General features: G+C 74.2%; 20 protein-coding genes and 1 riboswitch. Of the genes, 9 read left to right on the forward strand and 11 right to left on the reverse strand.

Annotated features, from left to right (window positions below; translation table 11 throughout):
* Nucleotides 1–148: 148 nt before the first annotated feature.
* The 3 genes from ACFVHI_RS06925 to ACFVHI_RS06935 form a co-directional block, all read right to left on the reverse strand.
* Complete coding sequence (locus ACFVHI_RS06925) at nt 149–538, reverse strand: DUF3040 domain-containing protein (protein ID WP_063347247.1); 390 nt, start codon at nt 536–538, stop codon at nt 149–151.
* A gap of 410 nt (nt 539–948) precedes the next feature.
* A complete protein-coding gene (locus ACFVHI_RS06930; protein ID WP_063347248.1) occupies nt 949–1,701 on the reverse strand; it encodes a methyltransferase domain-containing protein in 753 nt (250 codons plus the stop codon).
* 45 nt (nt 1,702–1,746) lie between these two features.
* Nucleotides 1,747–2,313 carry an SAV_6107 family HEPN domain-containing protein gene (locus tag ACFVHI_RS06935; protein WP_380336650.1) on the reverse strand — a complete coding sequence of 189 codons (567 nt, stop codon included), beginning with the start codon at nt 2,311–2,313 and terminating at the stop codon, nt 1,747–1,749.
* 583 nt (nt 2,314–2,896) lie between these two features.
* Between ACFVHI_RS06935 and ACFVHI_RS06940 the strand changes: the two genes are divergently transcribed.
* On the forward strand, nt 2,897–3,538 hold the full coding sequence (locus tag ACFVHI_RS06940; RefSeq protein WP_363378593.1) for a DUF4126 domain-containing protein: 642 nt from the start codon (nt 2,897–2,899) through the stop codon (nt 3,536–3,538).
* Between the two features lie 232 nt (nt 3,539–3,770).
* Nucleotides 3,771–5,267: a phytoene desaturase family protein gene (locus ACFVHI_RS06945; protein ID WP_380336492.1), complete on the forward strand. Its 1,497-nt coding sequence runs from the start codon at nt 3,771–3,773 to the stop codon at nt 5,265–5,267.
* A 39-nt stretch (nt 5,268–5,306) separates the two neighbouring features.
* Here ACFVHI_RS06945 and ACFVHI_RS06950 read toward each other — a convergent pair whose 3' ends face one another.
* Nucleotides 5,307–6,209, reverse strand: coding sequence for a hypothetical protein (locus ACFVHI_RS06950; RefSeq protein ID WP_380336495.1), 903 nt, complete (start codon nt 6,207–6,209; stop codon nt 5,307–5,309).
* A 218-nt stretch (nt 6,210–6,427) separates the two neighbouring features.
* Entirely contained in the window at nt 6,428–7,348 is a 921-nt protein-coding gene (metF, locus tag ACFVHI_RS06955) for a methylenetetrahydrofolate reductase [NAD(P)H] (RefSeq protein WP_063347252.1), read from the reverse strand.
* A gap of 206 nt (nt 7,349–7,554) precedes the next feature.
* On the opposite strand from metF, the gene ACFVHI_RS06960 reads away from it, so the two are divergent.
* A complete protein-coding gene (locus ACFVHI_RS06960; protein ID WP_380336499.1) occupies nt 7,555–8,661 on the forward strand; it encodes a polyprenyl synthetase family protein in 1,107 nt (368 codons plus the stop codon).
* A 56-nt stretch (nt 8,662–8,717) separates the two neighbouring features.
* Here ACFVHI_RS06960 and thiE read toward each other — a convergent pair whose 3' ends face one another.
* Genes thiE through ACFVHI_RS06975 form a run of 3 tightly spaced genes read right to left on the reverse strand, consistent with a single transcriptional unit; the run spans nt 8,718 to nt 10,984 of the window.
* Nucleotides 8,718–9,368: a thiamine phosphate synthase gene (gene thiE / locus ACFVHI_RS06965; protein WP_063347254.1), complete on the reverse strand. Its 651-nt coding sequence runs from the start codon at nt 9,366–9,368 to the stop codon at nt 8,718–8,720.
* Nucleotides 9,368–9,733 (reverse strand): Rv2175c family DNA-binding protein, encoded by a 366-nt coding sequence (locus ACFVHI_RS06970; protein WP_063347255.1) that lies wholly within the window; start codon nt 9,731–9,733, stop codon nt 9,368–9,370. Before ACFVHI_RS06970 ends, thiE begins: the two co-directional genes overlap by 1 nt.
* 42 nt (nt 9,734–9,775) lie before the next feature.
* A complete protein-coding gene (locus ACFVHI_RS06975) occupies nt 9,776–10,984 on the reverse strand; it encodes an NAD(P)/FAD-dependent oxidoreductase (RefSeq protein ID WP_380336503.1) in 1,209 nt (402 codons plus the stop codon).
* Nucleotides 10,985–11,068: 84 nt separating this feature from the next.
* Nucleotides 11,069–11,181, forward strand: a riboswitch (TPP riboswitch).
* 3 nt (nt 11,182–11,184) lie between these two features.
* Here ACFVHI_RS06975 and thiO point away from each other — a divergent pair.
* The 4 genes from thiO to pknB all read left to right on the forward strand — a co-directional run bounded on the left by thiO (nt 11,185) and on the right by pknB (nt 15,323).
* Nucleotides 11,185–12,360 carry a glycine oxidase ThiO gene (gene thiO / locus ACFVHI_RS06980; RefSeq protein WP_380336506.1) on the forward strand — a complete coding sequence of 392 codons (1,176 nt, stop codon included), beginning with the start codon at nt 11,185–11,187 and terminating at the stop codon, nt 12,358–12,360.
* The gene (thiS, locus tag ACFVHI_RS06985) at nt 12,357–12,626 is read left to right on the forward strand and encodes a sulfur carrier protein ThiS (protein ID WP_380336509.1); all 270 of its coding nucleotides are present in this window, start codon (nt 12,357–12,359) and stop codon (nt 12,624–12,626) included. The genes thiO and thiS overlap by 4 nt, the downstream gene beginning before the upstream one ends.
* Before the next feature lies 1 nt (nt 12,627).
* Nucleotides 12,628–13,425, forward strand: a complete 798-nt coding sequence (locus ACFVHI_RS06990) for a thiazole synthase (protein ID WP_063347257.1) — start codon at nt 12,628–12,630, stop codon at nt 13,423–13,425.
* 119 nt (nt 13,426–13,544) lie between these two features.
* On the forward strand, nt 13,545–15,323 hold the full coding sequence (gene pknB, locus ACFVHI_RS06995) for a Stk1 family PASTA domain-containing Ser/Thr kinase (protein WP_380336653.1): 1,779 nt from the start codon (nt 13,545–13,547) through the stop codon (nt 15,321–15,323).
* Between the two features lie 47 nt (nt 15,324–15,370).
* Here the strand turns inward: pknB and ACFVHI_RS07000 are convergent, their stop codons facing one another.
* Entirely contained in the window at nt 15,371–16,000 is a 630-nt protein-coding gene (locus tag ACFVHI_RS07000; RefSeq protein WP_063347259.1) for a molybdopterin-dependent oxidoreductase, read from the reverse strand.
* A gap of 221 nt (nt 16,001–16,221) precedes the next feature.
* Here ACFVHI_RS07000 and bfr point away from each other — a divergent pair, with 221 nt between their 5' ends.
* Nucleotides 16,222–16,701 (forward strand): bacterioferritin, encoded by a 480-nt coding sequence (gene bfr / locus ACFVHI_RS07005; protein ID WP_063347260.1) that lies wholly within the window; start codon nt 16,222–16,224, stop codon nt 16,699–16,701.
* A gap of 44 nt (nt 16,702–16,745) precedes the next feature.
* On the opposite strand, the gene ACFVHI_RS07010 is transcribed toward bfr, so the two are convergent.
* Entirely contained in the window at nt 16,746–17,039 is a 294-nt protein-coding gene (locus ACFVHI_RS07010) for a bacterioferritin-associated ferredoxin (RefSeq protein WP_063347261.1), read from the reverse strand.
* 197 nt (nt 17,040–17,236) lie between these two features.
* Entirely contained in the window at nt 17,237–18,646 is a 1,410-nt protein-coding gene (locus tag ACFVHI_RS07015) for a class II 3-deoxy-7-phosphoheptulonate synthase (protein ID WP_380336515.1), read from the reverse strand.
* 241 nt (nt 18,647–18,887) lie between these two features.
* Here ACFVHI_RS07015 and ACFVHI_RS07020 point away from each other — a divergent pair, with 241 nt between their 5' ends.
* Nucleotides 18,888–20,822, forward strand: a complete 1,935-nt coding sequence (locus tag ACFVHI_RS07020; protein WP_380336518.1) for an anthranilate synthase family protein — start codon at nt 18,888–18,890, stop codon at nt 20,820–20,822.
* The last annotated feature ends 46 nt before the right edge of the window (nt 20,823–20,868 follow it).

Genomic DNA, 20,868 nt, shown 5'->3' on the forward strand with positions numbered 1-20,868 from the left:
CCGAGCCGCCCCCGGGGTTGTCCGGCGGGGGGCCCGAGCTACGGGGCGGGGGGGGGGATCCGAGACCGCGGGGGGGGGCTGTCGATCGACTGCCCGCCCCGGCGTTCGTCCAGCGTGTGCGCGCCCCGGCGGGCGTGCGGTGCGCGGCTCAGAAGCCGCCGGTCTGCTCGTCCCGTCGACGCTGCCAGCGCTGTTCCACCCGGTCCATCATCCCGGCCTTGCGGCGGGGCGCGGCGGCCGGCCGGGGGCCGGAGCCCTGGCCGGCGGGGCCGCGGCGCCAGCCGGTCACGGCGAACACCGCGCACCCGAGCATCACCAGGAAGCCCACGACGCTGACCCAGATCTGGTCGGGGACGACCATGCCGCCCATCAGCAGGCCGATGCCCACCACGAAGCCGGCAACGGCCAGGTACACCCGCCGGCGGGTGTAGGTGCGCAGCCCGGTTCCCTCAAGCGCCGTCGCGAATTTGGGATCTTCGGCATACAGCGCTCGCTCCATCTGGTCGAGCAGTCGCTGCTCGTGCTCCGAGAGCGGCACGGAGTCCTCCTACTCGTCGGTCGCGGGTGCGACCGGTCCGCCACCCCGGTCGGGGAGGCAAAGTCCAATCAGCCTTCGGGGCACACGGTCGGACGCCTGTGCGGGGGGACCCGGCCCGTGTCGTCCATATGCCCCACGCATCCGGCTGTCATGCTTTCCGGCTTTACCCAGATCATACGGTCCGTGAGCCCGTTACGGAGTGGTCTGCGCCGCGTGGGACGGGCCACTTCGACCGGGCACGGCCGCACCCGGCTCAACGCCACGAGACGCGGACAAGTGCCCGAACGGGTGGAATCGGTCCGGACCTGGGCAGGTTCGGGACCACCCGGACGAGGCCGGGGGGCGTCCGGAAGGCGAACCGCCGCCGCACGGCGTGCGAACCGTACGGCGGTGGGCGGTCCCGCGGCCGCTCAGGCCAGGGTGGCCAGCAGGTGCAGCTGGGTCGCCACGGCGTGGAACGCGGGCTGCTCGGCGGCGGCCTCCTCCAGCTTCAGCAGCGCCTCCATCGCGCCCGGCTCGGCGTCCACCAGCACCCCGGGCACCAGGTCGGCGAAGACCCGGACGCCGTGCACCGACTCCACCCGCAGGCCCGCGCCCTCGGCCAGCCGGCCCAGCTCCTCGCCGGTGAAGCGGCGCGGCATCGGGTCCTGCTCGCCCCAGCGGCCGTCGGTCGCGGACAGCACCGTCCGGGCCTCGGTGAAGTGGCCGGCCAGCGCCCGGGCCAGCACGGCGCCGTTGCGGTTGGCGGCCAGCAGGCTGACCAGGCCGCCCCGGCGCAGGGTGCCGGCCAGGCTGCCGAGCGCCTCCGCCGGGTCGTCCACGACCTCCAGCACACCGTGGCAGAGCACCGCGTCCACGGAGCCGGGGGCGACCAGCTCGGGCAGCGTCTGGGTGTCGCCCTGGACGGCCCGGACCAGCTCCGTCACCCCGGCCTCGGCTGCCCGGCGCTCCAGCGCGAACAGCGCGTCCGGGCTGGGGTCGACCACGGTGACCCGGTGGCCGAGCTTGGCCACCGGCACGGCGAAGTTGCCGGTGCCGCCGCCGGTGTCGACCACGTCGAGCACCGGCTGGTCCAGCTCGGCCGCCCGCTTCTCCAGGGCGGCCCGCACCACCTCCCACACCACGGCGGTACGCAGGGCACTGCGGGGACGCGTCGGGTACAAGGCGGGGCTCCTCGGCACATGCAGATCGATCAGGATGCCTCCACCTTAGACCGGGCGGGTGGCCGGGCCCGTCACCCCCGGCGGGTCGTCGCCGTCCAGCGGAAGCCGCAGGGCCGGCGGGGCCGGGCGCAGGCCGAGCAGGCGCTCCACCAGGCGCAGGAACAGGGCGGAGTTGCGGACCAGGTCGTCGGCGTCACGGGCCGAGGCGGCGCCCCTGATCCCGGCCTCGGCGGCCGCCCGGCGGCGGGCGCCGGCGGCGTAGTAGAGCGCCCACTCGGCCAGCTCGGGGGCCATCTCGGGCAGCACCTCCCAGGCACTGCGGATGGCCTTGCGCCGGCGCGGGCTCTTCTCCGGCCGCCCGCGCACCGCGAGCACGGCCGCCACCGTGCGCAGCGCGGCCAGGTGCGCGGTGGCGTACCGCTCCAGCGGGTCCTCCAGGAGGCGGGCCCGGGCGAGCGTGCGGTGGGCGTCGGCAAGCAGGTCGAGGGCGGCCGGCGGCGCGGCGGCCCGGCGCAGCACGGGGTGGACGTCCCCGCCACCCGGGCGCCCGCCCGGGGAGGACGGCAGGGCGGTGGAGTGGAGGCGGGCGGTGACGGGCTCAGGACGGCTGATGGTCATGGTCTCCCCCGTTCCGAGGCAGCGCGCGGACCGGGCGGTCCGTGCCCCTCCATCGTGAACGGGACCACTGACAACGCGGCCCGGAACGGGTGAGCGGCGGCGGGCACGGGCCTGTCCCCCCAGGTCCTGTGCCGCCGCCGTACGCCGCCGCTCCGCCGTTCCCCACAGGCGGCGGTGGCCAGCTCCCCCTTCCGGTGGCCGGTCTCCCCCCGGCCCGCTCCGCCGCCCCGTGTCGGCGGTGCAGGGCCCGTGACCGGCTCCAGTGGCGGATCTCCGCCGCCGCCCCGCCGACCCCTCATCTGCCGGCTGGGCGGACGGATCCGCCGTCCGGGGCGGGGCGCCCGACGCGCCGCCGTCCCGGTGCCACCACTCTCCCGTCCCGGCAGGTCGGCGGGCCATCCGCTGACGTACTCAACCCCGGATCTGAGTACGCGTACTCAGATCCGTCGGCCCCGGGCCCTGGCGTGGCCGGAACCGGCGGGCCGACCCGGCACGTCCCGGTACGGTACGGCCGTGGGCGGGGCGGCCCCGCCACCGCCACGAGAAGGAGGGGGAAAGCGATGAGGAGGGGGAAGCCATGACGATCGTGCCGCTGATCTTCACCAGCGGACTCGCCAGCGGCATCAACGCCTACGCGGTGGTGCTGCTGCTCGGACTGCTGGGCCGCTTCGGCGGCGCGGACTCGGTGCCGCCCGCGCTGGAGCGCACCGACGTGCTGGCCGCGGCCGCCGTGCTGTTCCTGCTGGAGGCGGTGGCCGACAAGATCCCGTTCGTCGACAGCCTCTGGGACTCCGTGCACACCGTGATCCGGCCGATCGCGGGCGCCACCGTCGGCGCGCTGATCGCGAGCACCGACCCGGGCTCGCTCGGCGAGGTCGCGGCGGGCGCCATGGGCGGCACCACGGCGCTGGTCAGCCACCTGGTCAAGGCCTCGCTGCGGATGGCGGTCAACACCTCGCCCGAGCCGGCCAGCAACATCGCGGTCAGCATGGCGGAGGACGTGTCGGTGGCCGGGCTGGTCTCCCTGGCGATCTTCCACCCCTGGCTGGCCGCCTCGATCGCCGCCGTCCTGCTCGCCGTCGGCCTGCTGCTGGTCTGGTTCGCGGTCAACCGGATCCGCGCCTTCCGGGCCCGCCGCCGCGAACGCCGCGCCGCCCGCGACGCCCGGTCCGCCGCCCGCGAACAGGAGGCGGACCGGCCGTACGTCCCACGGCGCTGAGGACGGCGCCCGCCGGGCCCGGCCCGGCCCAGGTCACGGCCCAGGTCACGGCCCAGGGCGTGTCTGACAATTCGCGTCGGATCAGCGCGCGGCGTTGGGCGCCCGGCTGGGCGTGCCGGCGAAGCGTCCTCGTACTGGGCCGTACTTGGACGTTTCGCCGGTGCGTCCAGGCGGGATGCCCGGCGTCGCGCGCCCGGCGGGAATTGTCAGACACGCCCTAGGATCAGGTGCCATGGCACGGATCGTCATCATCGGCGCAGGAATGAGCGGGCTCGCGGCGGCCTCCAGGCTGGCCACCCTCGGACACCGGGTGACGGTCTGCGAGGCCGGCGGCACGTACGGGGGCATGGTCGGCCGGTACGAGCGCGACGGCTTCGCCTTCGACACCGGCCCCGGCCTGCTGACCCTCCCGGCCGTCTACCGCGACCTCGCGCTGAAGACCGGCAAGGAGCCGCTGGAACAGCTCGTCGACCTCGCCCCGGTGGACCCGGAGAGCCGGCACCTGTTCCCGGACGGCACCGCCGTCAGCCTGCCCAACGCCTCCCGCGGCGGCGTCAGCCAGGCCCTGGACGCCGCCTTCGGCGCCGGCTCGGGCGCCCGCTGGAGCGCGGTCATGAACCACGGCCGGACGGTCTGGGAGGCCACCCGCCGCCCGCTCCTGGAGGAGCCGCTCCCGGCCGACCGGTCGCCGCTGCACACCGACCCCTACCCCGTCCCGCCCCGGCGCGGCCTGCTCGCCCGGCTCGGCCGGCCCCGCCCGTGGACCCTCGCCGACGTCGCCGCCCGCGAACTCGGCGGCCACCCCGGCCTCACCGCGCTGCTGGCGGAGCACGCCCTGCGCTTCGGCCTGCCCCCCGGCTCCGCCCCCGCCGGGGCCACCGTGCTGCCGTACATGGAGCAGTCCTTCGGCGTCTGGTACGTCCGGGGCGGCCTGCGGGCCCTGGCGGACGCGGTGCACCGGCGCTGCGAGCTGCGCAAGGTGGAGTTCCGCTTCGACACCCCGGTCACCGAGGTGCTGGTCGAGGACGGCCGGGCCTGCGGCGTCGACACCCCGGGCGGCCGGATCGACGCGGACCTGGTGGTCTCCTCGATGGACGCCAGGACCCTGTTCCGTGACGGTCTCGCCCGGTGGCCGGAGCTCGGACCCGGCCACGGGGAGCCGTCCGAGGTGCCCGGCCGGTTCAGCGTGCTGCTCGCGCTGCGCGGCGCCCGGCCGGCCGGCACCCCGCACCGGACGGTGGTGCACGCCGCCGACCCGGCGGCCGAGCGGGACGCCCTGACCCTCTCGGCCCCGCCCTGCGAACGCCCCACCCTCCAGGTGCTGCGCCCGGACGATCCCTCGCTGCGCCCCGACGACGCGCACGAGAGCGTGGTGCTGACCGCGACCGTCCCCGCCCAGGGCGACGTCGACTGGACGGCGCCCGGGGTCGCCGAGCACTACGCGGACCAGCTGCTGGCGCACGCCGACGCCGCCGGCCTGGGCCTGCGCGAACGGGTGCTGTGGCGGGTCGTGCGCACCCCGGACGACACCCGCCGGGAGACCGGCGCCCTCGGCGGGTCGGTCCCCCGCCCCGCGCTCGCCGGAGACGGCGGCGGATGGCTCCAGCCCGCCAACGAGTCGCCCGTCCCCGGCCTCTACCTGATCGGCGGAGCGGCCCACCCCGGCGGCGGACTGGCCCGGACCGGCATGTCCGCCTGCATCGCCGCCAACCTGATCGGCCCGGCTTAGGTCCGGCCGGACAGGGCCTAGCGGCCCTGGCGCCGGAACTCAGCCCTGGGGCCAGGTGTTCTGCTGCTGGTAGCCGTACGTGTGGTCGTAGGACTGCTGCTGCGGGATGCCCTGGGGGTGCTGGCCCGGCTGCTGGCCGGGGTGCTGCTCCAGGTGTTGCTCGGGGTGCTGCTGCGGGGTCTGCCACTGCTGCTGGGGGTGCTGCTCCCAGCCGGGCTGCTGCTGCGGGTAGGACTGGTACTGGTCCTGCTGCGGGTAGCCGTTGTACGGGTCGGGCTGCTGGGGGTAGGCCCCGTAGCCCTGGTCGTAGGCGAAGGCGGGCTGCTGCTGGCTCTGCCACTGCTGCTGCTCGTAGGCCGGCTGCGGCTGGGCGGCGTTGTCGTAGCCGGACTGGTAGGCCTCGGCGTAGGGGTCGTGCGGCGCCTGCTGCTGCTCGTAGTAGGCGGGCGCGTAGACGCCGTCCTGGGCGAGTTCCTGCATCTCGAAGGCGGCGGTCTGCTCGACCTCGGGGACGTCCTCGGCAACCGGGGCAAGGACGGGGGCGGCGACCGGGGCCTCCTCGACGGCGCTGACCTCGCCGATCCGCTTCTCGGTGGCCTCGACCGCGGCCACGGCGGCCGCGCCGCCGGTGAGGGCGCCGAGCAGGGGCACCTTGGCGAGCGGGCCGGGCAGCGAGCCGTCGGCCTTGCGCAGCGACCAGCCGGCCCGGTAGCCGCGCTTGACGGAGAGGGTGACGAAGGTCTGGCCGGCCGCGAAGAGGGCGGCGCCGGCGCCGATCACCGGGACGGAGCCGAGCACCATGCCGGCGGCCACTCCGAGGAAGCCGACCAGGGCGAGGGCCCGCCAGTGCAGCGGGGCCCGGTTCTGCAGCAGGACCTCGGCGACCAGCCAGAGCGCCACCACCGCCAACGCGACGTACAGCAGCAGGTATCCGATGCCCATCCGCCCGCTACCTCCAGTCGCGTGCCCGCGCTCGCCGCGCGTGTGCGGCGACTGTACCGGTTCAACGGCCGGGGTACCGCATCGCGTTCCCGCCGGTCGCGGCCGGGGCGCACACGACCGAGCCCGTCACCGTCGGGGCGGTGACGGGCCGGTGAACGTCCGGGCTCGCGGGCCCCGGTCTGCCCGGGGCAGGGCCCCGACGGGGCGCCGGGCGGGGCCTACGCGTGGCGCTGGTGCAGGCCGAGGTTCTGGTAGATCTCCAGCGTCGCCGTGGAGTGGTTGAGCGTGATGAAGTGCAGGCCCGGCGCGCCCTCGGCGAGGAGGCGTTCGGCCATCGCGGTGGCGTGTTCCATGCCGATCGCGCGCAGCGCCGCCGGGTCGTCGACGGCGGCCCGCAGCCGGGCCTCCAGGTCGGCGGGGAAGGCGGAGCCGCTCAGCTGGGGGAAGCGTTCCAGCTGCTTGGCGTTGGTGACCGGCATGATCTCCGGGATGATCGGCGTCTCGCAGCCGGCGGCGGTGACCCGGTCGCGCAGCCGCAGGTAGTCGTCGACCTCGAAGAACATCTGGGTGATCGCGTAGTCGGCGCCCGCCCGGACCTTGCCGACGAAGTGCCGGATGTCCTCGTCCCAGTCGGTGGAGCGCGGGTGCATGTTCGGCGAGGCGGCGACGCCGACGCAGAAGTCGCCGATGCCCTTGATCAGCTCGACCAGCTCGTACGCGTACGTGACGCCGTCGGGGTGCTTGACCCATTCGCCCATCGGGTCGCCGGGCGGGTCCCCCCGGACGGCGAGGACGTTGCGCACGCCCTGGTCGGCGTACTGGCCGATGATGTTGCGCAGCTCGGCGATCGAGTGGTCGACGGCGGTCAGGTGGGCGACCGGGGTCAGCGTGGTCTCGGTGGCGATCCGGCCGACGATGTTGACGGTGCGCTCGCGCGAGGAGCCGCCCGCGCCGTACGTCATGCAGACGAAGTTGGGGTCCAGCGGTTCGAGCCGGCGGATGGCGTCCCAGAGTCTCTGCTCGCCGACCTCGGTGCGCGGGGGCATGAACTCGAAGGAGAAGGACCGCTTTCCGGCTGCCAGGAGTTCGCGGACCGTCAGTGCGCGGTCCGGTCTGGTGGAAGCGATGCCGAGTGCCATGCTGGCAGGTTATCGGGCGTTCGAAGGGGCCGGACAACTCGGTACCACGGATTGAGACAAGCGGTGGACGATACTCCGTCCGTGGTCCGACGAATTCCGACCGGCGCTCGAAGCCCGCGCCCGCCGGCCCGCACGCCGGCTCGCACATCCGTTCCCAGTCGCCCCGCTACGCTTGCTGCACCCCAGCGAACCAGCGGAGCCTCATCGTGACCTCGTCCAGCAACCGGCCGGCCAACCCCATAGACGTGGAGGACGTCCGCGCGCGCGTCAACGCCGCCCTCGCCGCGTTCATGGACGGCCAGTCCGCCCTGTTGGACAAGATCTCCCCGCAGCTCGTGCCCGCCGCCGACGCCCTGCGCGACTTCCTGCTGGACGGCGGCAAGCGGCTGCGCCCGGCCTTCTGCTACTGGGGCTGGCGCGGCGCCGGCGGCCCGGCCGGCGGCGAGGGTATCGCGAACGCGGCGGCCGCGCTGGAACTGCTCCAGGCGAGCGCCCTGGTGCACGACGACCTGATGGACCGCAGCGACACCCGCCGCGGCCTGCCCTCGATCCACCGCCGCTTCGAGGCGCTGCACCGGGCGAACGGCTGGCGCGGCGACCGCGAGCAGTACGGCGCCTCGGCGGCGGTGCTGCTCGGCGACCTGCTGCTGATCTGGTGCGACGAGCTGTTCCTGCGCTCGGGCCTGGAGCCGGCCGCCGTGCTGGCCGCCAAGCCGGTGTTCGACCTGATGCGCACCGAGGTCATGGTCGGCCAGTACCTGGACGTCCTGGAGCCGGTGGCCGGCGACTCCGCCGACGAGGGCGCGCTCGACCGGGCGCAGACGGTGCTGCACTACAAGTCGGCGAAGTACACGATCGAGCGCCCCCTCCAGGTCGGCGCGCTGCTGGCCGGGGCCGGCCCGGAGCTGGTGGCGGCGCTGGGGGCGTTCGGGCTGCCGCTGGGCGAGGCCTTCCAGCTGCGGGACGACCTGCTCGGCGTCTTCGGCGATCCGGCGGTCACCGGCAAGCCGGCCGGGGACGACCTGCGCGAGGGCAAGCGCACCCTGCTGGTGGCGCACGCGATGCGGGGCCTGCCGGCCGCCGACGCCCGGCACCTGGACGAGCGGCTCGGCGCGCCAAACCTGGTGCCCGAGGAGGTCGCCGGGCTGCGCGACCTGGTGGCCCGCAGCGGCGCGCCCGAGCGGGTGGAGCGCCGGATCGACGAGCTGATGCGGCAGTCCCTGGCCGCGCTGGAGGCGGCGCCGCTGGCCGACGAGCAGGCCCGCACGGTGCTGCTGGCCCTGGCCGAGGCCGCCACCGTCCGCAAGTACTGAGATCCGCACGCAAGAGGATCCGCAGGTACGGAGAACGGTGACGGCCCCCGGGGCCGTCAGGCCGAGCGCACCCGCCGGGCGAGCTCGGCGGCGGCGGCCTGCGGGTCGTCCGCGGCCGTGATGGCGCGGACCACGACGATCCGGCGGGCGCCGGCGGCCAGCACCTCGTCGAGGTTGCCGAGGTCGATGCCGCCGATGGCGAACCACGGCCGGTCGGTGCTCTGCTTCGCCGCGTACGAGACCAGGCCCAGGCCCGGCGCCGGGCGGCCCGGCTTGGTCGGGGTCGGCCAGACCGGGCCGGTGCAGAAGTAGTCCACGCCGGGCTCGGCGACCGCCGCGTCCACCTCGGACTCGGCGTGGCAGGACCGGCCGATCAGCACCTCGTCGCCGAGGATCGCCCGGGCGGCCGGCACCGGCAGGTCGTCCTGCCCGAGGTGCAGCACGTCCGGCCGGGCCGCGTGCGCGACGTCGGCGCGGTCGTTGACGGCCAGCAGCTTGCCGTGGCGGCGGCAGGCGTCCGCGAAGACCTCCAGGGCCTCCAGTTCCTGCTTGGCCTCCAGGCCCTTGTCCCGGAGCTGGACGATGTCCACCCCGCCCGCCAGCGCCGCGTCCAGGAACTGGGCGAGGTCGCCCTGCTCCCGGCGGGCGTCGGTGCACAGGTACAGCCGGGCGTCGGCCAGCCGCCGGCGCGGCGTGTCCGCCGCCATCAGATCAGCATCGCCTGGGCGCGCCGCTTGACCTCGGTGCCGCGGTTCTCCTGCAGCGCCTGGATCGGGCTGCCGGGCAGCGACGGGTCCTCGGTGAAGAGCCACTCCAGGATCTCCACGTCGTTGTAACCGCAGTCGCGCAGCACGGTCAGGGTGCCGGACAGGTGCTTGACCAGCCCCTGGCCGTCGATGAACGCCGCAGGGACCTGCAGCGACTTGTTGGGGCCCCGCCGGACGGCGATCAGCCCGCCGGTGCGGACCAGGTCGCGCACCTCGGTGACGCGCACCCCCCACTGCTCCGAGATGTCGGGCAGGTACATCCACTCGGAAACCAGGGCTTCAATCTTGCTTTCAATCTCACTCACGCCACCAGACTGCCACCTCCACAGCCCCCCGCGCACCAGCCGCTACCCCGCGACCGCCGACTTCAGCGGCACCGAGGGGTCCGCCGCGCGGGCCCGGTCCAGCGCGGTGCCGCGCTCGATCAGCCGGCGGCCCTGGGTCAGATCGCGCGGCCGGTCGACGGCCAGCAGCGCGCTCGGCACCCCGTCGCGCAGCCAGAGCACCGTCCAGGAGGCGTCCTGCGGGCCGCCCCGCCACAGCAGTTCGTCGCCCTCGGCGTGCCGCCCGGCGTACTGGACCATCCGGCCGAACTGCTCCGACCAGAAGTACGGCACCGGGTCGTACGGCGGCGCGTCCGCGCCGAGGACGGCGGCCGCCGCGGCCTCGCCGGACTGCAACGCGTGGTCCCAGTGCTGGACGGCCAGCCGGGCGCCGGAGCGGGCGGACGGGTAGCTGACGCAGTCCCCGGCCGCGAAGACGCCGGGCAGGCCGGTGCGCAGCCGCCCGTCCACCAGGACGGCGCCGGTGCCGTCCAGCTCGACACCGGAACCGGCCAGCCAGCCCGTCGCGGGCCGGGCGCCGACGCCGACCACGACCTCGTCGGCGGGCAGGTGCGAGCCGTCCGCGAGCAGCACCGCGCCCTCCTCGACGGCGGCCACGCCGACCCCGCAGCGCAGGTCGACACCGGCCTCGGCGTACCAGGCGGCCATCGCCGAACCGACCTCGGCCGGCAGCGCGCCGGGGACGGGCGCCGGGCCCGCCTCGACCACCGTCACCTCGCAGCCGGCCGCGCGGGCGGCAGTGGACACCTCGGCGCCGATCCAGCCCGCGCCGACCAGCACCAGCCGCAGGCCGGGCCGCAGCAGGGCGCGCAGCGCCAGCGCGTCGTCCAGGGTGTGCAGCAGGTGCGCGCGCTCGGCACCGGGCAGGGCGCGCGGGGTGGCGCCGGTGGCGATCACCAGGGCGTCGTACGGGAGGTCGCCGGCGTCGGTGTGCAGCACGCCGGGGGTGAGGCCGGTGGCGCGGCGGCCGGTGAGCAGCTCGATGCCCAGGTGCGGGTAGTCGATGTCCAGGGTGGTGGCGTCGGCCTTGCCGAGCAGCACGTCCTTGGAGAGCGGCGGCCGGTCGTACGGCGCGTGCGGCTCCTCCCCGACCAGCGTGATCCGCCCCCGCCAGCCGCCCTGCCGCAGCTTCAGGGCGCACTGCGCCCCGGCCAGCCCGGCCCCGACGACGACCACCTGATCCGTTGCGTTCAGCTCTGCCACGCCCGTCACTGTACTCAGCGCCCTGCCGGGGCCACCGGCCCGTCCACCCCGCGTACGGGCCTTCGGCCGGGCCCGCCCCCGGCGTTATGGTGGGGGCACCATCACGGGAGCCCGGCGTACCGGGCTGAGAGGCGGGCTGGCACGGCCCGCGACCGTCCGAACCTGATCCGGGTCATTCCGGCGAAGGGAGAAGAGCAGCCTTGTCACGCTTGCCCGAGGAAACCCACGCCGACGTGCTGGTGATCGGTGGGGGCATCATCGGCCTCGCCGTCGCCTGGCGCGCCGCGCAGCGCGGGTTGCGGAACATCGTCGTGGTCGACCCCTCCCCCGGCGGCGGGGCGGCCGGGGTCGCGGCCGGGATGCTCGCCCCGGTCACCGAGCTGCAGTACGGGGAGGAGCCGCTGCTGCGCCTCGGCATGGCCTCCAACCAGCGGTACGGGGACTTCGCCGCCGAGCTCACCGAGGCGAGCGGCGGCCTGGACACCGGGTACCGCCGGTGCGGCACGATCGCCGTCGCGCTGGACTCCGACGACCGCGAGGAACTGCGCGAGCTGCACGCCTTCCACCAGCGGCTCGGCCTGGACTCGGCCTGGCTGACCGGCCGGGAGGCCCGCAGGCTGGAGCCGATGCTCGCCCCCGGCGTGCGCGGCGGCCTGCACGTCGCGGACGACCACCAGGTGGATCCCCGCCGGCTGCTGACCGCCCTGGTGGCCGCCTGCGAGCTCGCCGGGGTCGTGGTCCACCGTGCCGAGGCCGTCGGGCTGCTGGTCGAGGGCGACCGCGCGGTCGGCGCCCGGCTCGGCACCGGCGAGACCCGGAGGGCCGACCAGGTGGTGCTCGCGGCCGGCCCGCACAGCCACCGGCTGCCCGGACTGCCGGAGGGCGTGCTGCCGGCCGTCCGCCCGGTGAAGGGGCAGATCCTGCGGCTGCGGATCCCCGAGACGTACCGGCCGTTCCTGTCCCGCAACGTCCGCGCGGTGGTGCGCGGACAGCACCTGTACCTGGTGCCCCGGGAGAACGGCGAGCTGGTGATCGGCGCGACCACCGAGGAGCAGGGCTACGACACCACCGTCACCGCCGGCGGGGTGTACGAACTGCTGCGCGACGCCCACGAGTTGGTGCCGGGCATCACCGAACTCCCGCTGCTGGAGACCTCGGCCGGGCTGCGGCCCGGCTCGCCGGACAACGCCCCGCTGCTGGGCCCGACCGCGCTGCCAGGGCTGGTCGCCGCCACCGGCCACTACCGCAACGGCGTGCTGCTCACCCCGGTGACCGCCGACCTGCTCGCCGAGTACCTGGCGACCGGCGAACTCCCCGAGCTCGCACAGCCGTTCACACCCACCCGGTTCTCCCCCGACCGCTCCACCACGAAGGCCTCCGCATGACCGAGATCGCACCACCCCAGACCACGCCGGCCCAGACCACGCCGGCCCGGACCGCACCGGCCGAGATCGCGCTGACCGTCAACGGCGAGCCCCGCCGGGTGTCCACCACGACCACCCTCGCAGAGGTCGTGGCCACCCTCAGCGCCGCCCACAGCGGCGTCGCCGCCGCCCTCAACGAGGCCGTGGTGCCGCGCAGTTCGTGGCCGGCCACGGAACTGTCGGCGGGCGACCGGATCGAGATCCTCACCGCCGTCCAGGGAGGCTGACATGGCCGACGACCTGCTGACCATCGCCGGGGCGTCCTTCGGCTCCCGGCTGATCATGGGCACCGGCGGCGCACCCAGCCTGGAGATCCTCGAACGGGCACTGCTGGCCTCCGGCACCGAGCTGACCACCGTGGCGATGCGCCGGGTCGACGCCGGCACCCAGGGCTCCGTCCTGGACGTGCTGACCCGCAACGGCATCCGGGTGCTGCCCAACACGGCGGGCTGCTTCACCGCCGGGGAGGCCGTGCTGACCGCCCGGCTGGCCCGCGAGGCGCTCGGCACCGACTGGGTGAAGCTGGAGGTGATCGCCGACGAGCGGACCCTCCTGCCGGACCCGATCGAGCTGCTGGACGCCGCCGAGACCCTGGTCGACGACGGCTTCACGGTGCTGCCGTACACCAACGACGACCCGGTGCTGGCGCGCAAGCTGGAGGACGTCGGCTGCGCGGCGATCATGCCGCTGGGCTCGCCGATCGGCTCCGGCCTGGGCATCCGCAACCCGCACAACTTCCAGCTGATCGTGGAGGGCGCGGGCGTCCCGGTGATCCTGGACGCGGGCGCCGGCACCGCCTCGGACGTCGCGCTGGCGATGGAGCTGGGCTGCGCGGCGGTGATGCTCGCCTCCGCGGTGACCAGGGCGCAGGACCCGGTGCTGATGGCCGAGGCGATGCGGCACGCCGCCGAGGCGGGCCGGTTCGCCCACCGGGCCGGCCGCATCCCGCGCCGGTTCCACGCCGAGGCCTCCTCGGCGATGGCCGGCCGGGCGGAGCTGGACACCCGCGAGCACCCGGCGTTCTGACACCGGGACGCCCGGCACCCGCCCGCGTGTGCCGTGTCACAAACCGGGCACAGCCGGGCCCGGAGGCGATGTCCTCCGGGCCCCGCTGCCGCCTGCGGCCCTAGACTCTCCGGGTGGACATGGCACTGCACGACCCCCTGATCGGTACCCTGCTCGACGGCCGGTACCGGGTCGAGCAGCGCATCGCGACCGGCGGGATGTCCACCGTCTACAAGAGCACCGACACCCGGCTGGACCGGGTCGTCGCCCTCAAGGTGATGCACCCCGCGCTGGCCGGGGACGACGGCTTCACCGCCCGGTTCATCCGCGAGGCCAAGGCCGTCGCCCGGCTCTCCCACCCGAACGTGGTGAACGTCTTCGACCAGGGCGCGGACGGCGCGAACGTCTTCCTCGCCATGGAGTACGTGCCCGGCCGCACCCTGCGGGACCTGCTGCGCGACCGCGGCGCACTGTCCGTACGGGCCGCGCTGGACGTGCTGGAGCCGGTGCTGGCCGCCCTCGGCGCCGCCCACCGGGCCGGGCTGGTGCACCGGGACGTCAAGCCCGAGAACGTGCTGATCACCGAGGACGGGCTGGTCAAGGTCGCCGACTTCGGCCTGGTCCGGGTCCTCGGCACCGCCGACGGCGCGCCCACCTCGACCAGCACCGCGACCGGCGGCACGGTCCTCGGCACCGTCTCCTACCTGGCCCCCGAGCAGATCCTCCCGGACGCCCCCACCGACCAGCGGGTCGACGTCTACGCGGCCGGCATCCTGCTCTACGAGATGCTCACCGGCCGCCGCCCGCACACCGGCGACAACCCCGTCCAGGTCATGTACAAGCACCTGCACGAGGACGTCCCCGCCCCCTCGCTGATCGCCCCGGCCGTCGGCCCCGGGCTGGACGCCATAGTGGCCGGCGCCTGCGCCCGGACGGCCGAGGCCCGCCCGTACGACGCGGTCGAACTGCTCGCCGCCCTCCAGCGGCTCCGCCGCACGCTCACCCCCGCCGAGCTGGACGCCGAGCCGCCGGCCTCCACCCGGCCCAGCCCGCGCTACCCGACCAGCGAGCCGACCTCGGTGATCCAGCCGCCGACGGGGCCCGTCGACGCCGCGGCGCCGGAGCCCACCAGCGTGCTGGACGTGCCGGCGGAGCTGCTGGACCAGCTGCTGGTCGAGCCGCGCCCGTACGACGAGCCGACCCCGGTGCGCGGGCGCCGGCCCGGCCTGCTGCGCCGCCTCCCCCGCAAGCCGCTGATCTGGGCGGCCGCGCTGACCGCCCTGGTGCTGGCGGTCGGCGGCGCGACGTACGGGCTGTCCGAGGGGCTGTACGGGCCGGTGCCCGGCGTGCTCGGCAAGGACCGGGCCGAGGCCCAGCGGATCCTGGACAAGGACGGCATGCACGGCCGCTTCGTCGAGGCGTTCAGCGAGAGCGTCCCGGCCGGGCAGGTGATCGCCACCGACCCCGGGGTGGGTGCGCGGACCCGCAAGAGCGACACCGTGACGGTCACCGTCTCCAGGGGCCCCAAGCGGATCGCGGTGCCGGACCTGACCGGGAAGACCGCCGACCAGGCCGCCGACGCGCTGACCGCGGCCCAGCTGACCAGGGGCGGCGTGACCGGGACGTACGACGACACCGTGCCGGAGGGCGTGGTGATCAGCAGTTCGCCGGCGGCCGGGCAGCTGCTCCGGGAGAACACCGCGGTCTCGCTGGTGGTCAGCAAGGGCATGGTGCCCGTCCCTGACGTCACCGGGATGAGCAAGGACGACGCGGCGAAGGCGCTCCAGGCGGCCGGCTTCACGATGCAGACCAGCGGGGTCAACCTGTTCGGCACGGGCAAGGTGTCCGGCCAGTCCCCGGCGGCCGGCGAGCGGCACCCGCAGCACACCGCGGTGACGGTCAACTTCCCCTTCTTCTAAGGGGATCCCTCGCTTCTGAGGGGATTCCTCCGAACGTCGGTCCGCCCTCAGCGCAGCGGGCCGTCGCCCGGCTCCTCCTGGTGGGAGTAGCGCTGCTCGCGCCACGGGTCGGCGAGGTTGTGGTAGCCGCGCTCCTCCCAGAAGCCCCGGCGGTCGGCCCGCATGTACTCCACCGCGCGGACCCACTTGGGGCCCTTCCAGGCGTACAGCCCGGGGACGATCAGCCGGACGGGGAAGCCGTGCTCGGCGGTCAGCGGCTCGCCGTTGCGGTGGGTGGCGAAGATCGTCCGCGGGTCGGCGAAGTCGGCCAGCCGCAGGTTGGCGCTGTAGCCGTACTCGGCCCAGACCATCACGTGGGTGACGCCGGGCGCGGGGGGCTCCAGGTCGAGGAGGGCGGCGGCCGGCACGCCCGACCACTCGTTGCCGAGCAGCGTGAACTTGGTGACGCAGTGCAGGTCGGCGACGACGGTGGTGCGCGGCAGGGCGTGGAAGGCCTCGAAGTCCCAGCTGTGCTTCTCCGCCGAGGCGGTCGCGCCGAACACCTGGAGGTCCCAGGTCAGCGGTTTGAAGCGGGGTACGGGCCCGTAGTGCAGGGCGGGCCAGCCGCGCTGCACGCGCTGCCCCGGGGGGAGCCTCGGGTCAGACGGCGGAAGCGGTTCTTGTTCGGACTGACCCATGACTCCATGGTGACAGACGGCGGTCGACGCGCCGTGCGCGCCCCTTGGCGCGGCCACGCGCCCCATCCCCAAGAACCGGTGGTCGAGCCCGTATCAGCTCAAATCGGATATTCCGAAACATGTCCTAGTGAGTGTGAACTTACTGGAATTTCCTCCCATTTCGATGCCAGGATGCGCAGCGCAGGAGTCACAACAGGCCGTAGCGCAGGGAGGCACCAGCCATGCAGGGCGACCCAGAGGTCATCGAGTTCCTCAACGAGCAGCTCACCGCGGAGCTCACCGCGATCAACCAGTACTTCCTGCACGCCAAGATGCAGGAGAACTTCGGCTGGACGAAGCTCGCCAAGTACACCCGGCACGAGTCCTTCGACGAGATGAAGCACGCCGAGACCCTCACCGACCGGATCCTCTTCCTGGACGGGCTGCCGAACTACCAGCGGCTGTTCCACGTCCGGATCGGCCAGACGGTCAAGGAGATGTTCGAGGCGGACCGCCAGATCGAGGTCGAGGCGATCGACCGGCTGAAGCGCGGGATCGTCGTGATGCGCGCCAAGAACGACGTCACCTCGGCGAACATCTTCGAGGACATCCTGGCCGACGAGGAGCACCACATCGACTACCTCGACACCCAGCTGGAGCTCCTGGAGAAGCTCGGCGAGGCGCTCTACCTCGCCCAGGTGATCGAGCAGCCGGAGTCCTGAGCCCTCAAGGCCGAGCCCTCAGGCCGAGTCCTCAGGCCGAGTCCTCAGGCCGCGCGCAGCGGGGCGACCAGGGCCGGGGCGGCGGGAGCCGCGGCGGCCACCGGCGCGGGCGCGGCCTGGGCCTGCGGGTCGGCCAGGCCGAGCTTCGCGGCGAGGCGGGCGGTCGGGCAGGGCCGGGCGCCGTGCTCGCCGAGCAGGGCCTGGATCCGTCGGACGCAGGACCCGCAGTCGGTGCCGGCCTTGCAGCCCCGGGCGATCTGACGCGGGGTCTCGGCACCGGCGTCGATCGCCTTCTTCACCTGGTCCTCGGTGACCGCATGGCACATGCACACGTACATCGCGGACTCTCCAGGGTGGTGCGGCGCCGACCGGCGGAACGATCTTGACTAAGGCTTGCCTTACTTCACTAAGCCTCACCTTACCCGGCGATCCGGGTACGAAAAAGCCCCTCCGGGCTCGGGGACCCCGAATCCGGAGGGGCTTTCGTCACATTCGTTCACCGGTGACCCGCCGGCGGCGGCTCACCCGTGGCAGCTCACTGGCCGCGGTACATCTCCGCCACCAGGAACGCCAGGTCCAGCGACTGGCTGCGGTTGAGCCGCGGGTCGCAGGCCGTCTCGTAGCGCTGGTGCAGGTCGTCGACCAGCACCTCGTCGCCACCGCCGACGCACTCGGTCACGTCGTCGCCGGTCAGCTCCACGTGGATGCCGCCCGGGTGGGTGCCCAGCGCGCGGTGCACCTCGAAGAAGCCCTTGACCTCGTCGAGCACGTCGTCGAAGCTGCGGGTCTTGTGGCCGCTGGAGGCCTCGAAGGTGTTGCCGTGCATCGGGTCGCAGATCCACACCGGCTGGGCGCCGGACGCGGTGACCTTCTCCACCAGGGTGGGCAGGTGGTCGCGGACCTTGCCCGCGCCCATCCGGGTGATGAAGGTGAGGCGGCCCGGCTCGCGCTCCGGGTCCAGCTTCTCGATCAGGGTCAGTGCCTCGTCGACCGAGGTGGTCGGGCCGAGCTTGACGCCGATCGGGTTGCGGACCTTCGAGGCGAACTCGATGTGCGCGTGGTCCAGCTGGCGGGTGCGCTCACCGATCCACACCATGTGGCCGGAGACGTCGTACAGCTCGCCGGTGCGCGAGTCCACGCGGGTCAGCGCGGTCTCGTAGTCGAGGATCAGCGCCTCGTGCGAGGAGAAGAACTCGACGGTCTTGAACTCCTCCGGCGCCACACCGCAGGCGTTCATGAACGCCAGGGCGTTGTCGATCTCCCGGGCGAGCTGCTCGTAGCGCTGGCCGGCCGGCGAGTTGCGCACGAAGTCCTGGTTCCAGGCGTGCACCTGGCGCAGGTCCGCGTAACCACCGGTGGTGAACGCGCGCACCAGGTTCAGCGTCGCGGCGGACGCGTTGTACATCCGCTTGAGGCGCTCCGGGTCCGGGATGCGGGACTCGGGGGTGAAGTCGAAGCCGTTCACCGAGTCGCCGCGGTAGACCGGCAGCGTCACGCCGTCGCGGGTCTCGGTCGACTTGGAGCGCGGCTTGGAGTACTGGCCGGCGATCCGGCCCACCTTCACGACCGGCACCGAGGCCGCGTACGTCAGCACGGCGGCCATCTGCAGCAGGGTCTTCAGCTTGTTGCGGATGTGCTCCGCCGAAACGCCGTCGAAGGCCTCGGCACAGTCACCGCCCTGCAGCAGGAAGGCCTCCCCGCGCGCCACGGCTCCGAGCCGGGCGCGCAGCTGGTCGCACTCGCCGGCGAACACGAGCGGCGGATAGGAGGCGAGCTCGGCAAGGGTCTTGCGCAGAGCCTCTTGGTCCGGCCATTCAGGCTGCTGCGCCGCGGGCAGGGACTGCCAGGAGTGGCCAGTCCTCGATGTCTCAGTCGTCACGGTCACACCACCAAGGCTACGGGGTGACCCGAGCGATTCGTGACCATTGCCCGAGGGGTGAGACATAACTCGGACAAACACGTGACCGGGCTCACCCTCCCCGCACGATCCGCTACGCTCGAACCATGCACGCGCCCCACACCCACTCCTGGTGGTGGGCCTCCCCCAAGGGTGGCCCACCGATCGCGCGTTCCTAGACGAACACGACGGCCGCCCCTCGGGGCGGCCGTCGGCGTATGCGCAGACGGCCCTCCGGGAGCGGATCCCAGCACCGCACCTCACCAGTCCCCCGGAAGGAAGCCGCTCCGTGACCGCCACCGCCGACCTGCTCGCCCGCCTCACCGCTCCCGACGCGCCCGCGTTCGCCCTGCTGCACCGCCGCACCCCCCGGCTCGCCCCGGACACCGTCGAGGTGCTGGTGGGCACCGTCGACAGCTACCGCAACCTCGCCGACCTGCCGGTCCGCACCGGCGTCCCGGCCGACGGCCCGGTGCACGACCTGCTCGCGCTCGTCCCGTACCGGCAGATCCGCGAGCGCGGCTTCGAGGCGCACGACGACGGGACCCCGCTGCAGGCCCTCTCGGTGACCGAACAGCACACCCTGCCGCTGGCCGAACTCACCGCCGCCCTGCCGCAGTCGCCGGTCTCGCTCACCGGCGGCTCGTTCGACATCGACGACGAGGCGTACGCCGCGATCGTCCGCCGGGTGATCGAGGAGGAGATCGGCAACGGCGAGGGCGCCAACTTCGTGATCCGGCGCGACTTCGGCGCCACCCTGGAGAACTTCTCGCCCGCACTCGCGCTCACCCTGTTCCGGCGGCTGCTGGAGCAGGAGCGCGGCGCCTACTGGACCTTCCTGGTGCACACCGGAGAACGCGTCCTGGTCGGCGCCTCCCCCGAGGTGCACGTCCGGCAGAGCGGCGGCACCGTCGTGATGAACCCGATCTCCGGCACCTACCGCTATCCGGCCGGCGGCTCGGACATCGACTCGCTGCTCCGGTTCCTCCACGACCCCAAGGAGCTGGAGGAACTGACGATGGTCGTCGACGAGGAGCTCAAGATGATGTGCACGGTCGGCGACCTCGGCGGCCAGGTGCTCGGGCCCCGGCTCAAGGAGATGTCCCACCTCGCCCACACCGAGTACGAGCTGCGCGGACGCACCTCGCTGGACGTCCGCGAGGTGCTCCGCGAGACGATGTTCGCCGCCACCGTCACCGGCAGCCCGGTACAGAACGCCACCCGGGTCATCAAGCGGTACGAGCCCGGCGGGCGCGGCTACTACTCCGGCGCGCTCGCCCTGATCGGCCGCTCCGCCAGCGGCGGGCAGCTGCTGGACTCGCCGATCTGCATCCGCACCGCCGACATCGACCCGGCCACCGGCCGCCTGGTCGTCCGGGTCGGCGCCACGCTCGTCCGCCACTCCGTCCCCGAGTCCGAGGTCGCCGAGACCCACGCCAAGGCCGCCGGGGTGCTCACCGCGATCGGCGCCCGGCCCGCGCCCGCCCGGCTGCCCGGCCCCACCGGCCCCCGGCTGGCCGACGACCACCGCGTCCAGGCCGCCCTGGACGCCCGGCGGGCCGACCTCGCCCCGTTCTGGCTGCGGATGCAGACGCCGACGCTGGTCACCGAGCCCGCGCCGACCCTGGTGGTCGACGGCGAGGACACCTTCACCTCGATGCTCGCCCACCTGCTCACCTCGATCGGCCACCAGGTCAGCGTCGTCCGCTACGACGCGCCCGGGCTGCCCGCCCTGCTGGCGGCGCACCGCGGGCCGCTGGTGCTGGGCCCCGGGCCCGGCGACCCGGCGCTCGCCGACGACCCCAAGATGGCCCTGCTGCGGCCGGTCGTCGCGGACGCCCTGGCCGCGGTCCGGTCCGGGGCCCGCACCGCGCCGCTGCTCGCGGTCTGCCTCAGCCACCAGCTGCTCTGCGGCGAGCTCGGGCTGGCGCTGGGCCGCAAAGACGTCCCGTACCAGGGGGCGCAGGAGAGCATCGACCTGTTCGGCACCAAGCACACCGTCGGCTTCTACAACACGTTCACCGCGCGCTGCGCGGACGCCGACGCGGCCCGGCTCGCCGCACAGGGCGTCGAGGTCGCCCGGGACGCCGCCACCGGGGACGTCCACGCGCTGCGCGGGCCCGGCTTCGCCGGCCTCCAGTTCCACCCCGAGTCGGTGCTGACCCGCGACGGCGTCGGCATCGTGGCGGGCCTGCTGCGCGAGGCGGCGGCCGTCCGCGGCTGAGGAACCGGCTGAGCAGCCGGTGGGGGCCGGTCCCGGGACCGGCCCC

Origin of the sequence: Kitasatospora sp. NPDC127121, from assembly GCF_042677305.1 — a bacterium.
In the GTDB taxonomy this organism is placed as follows: Bacteria; Actinomycetota; Actinomycetes; order Streptomycetales; family Streptomycetaceae; genus Kitasatospora.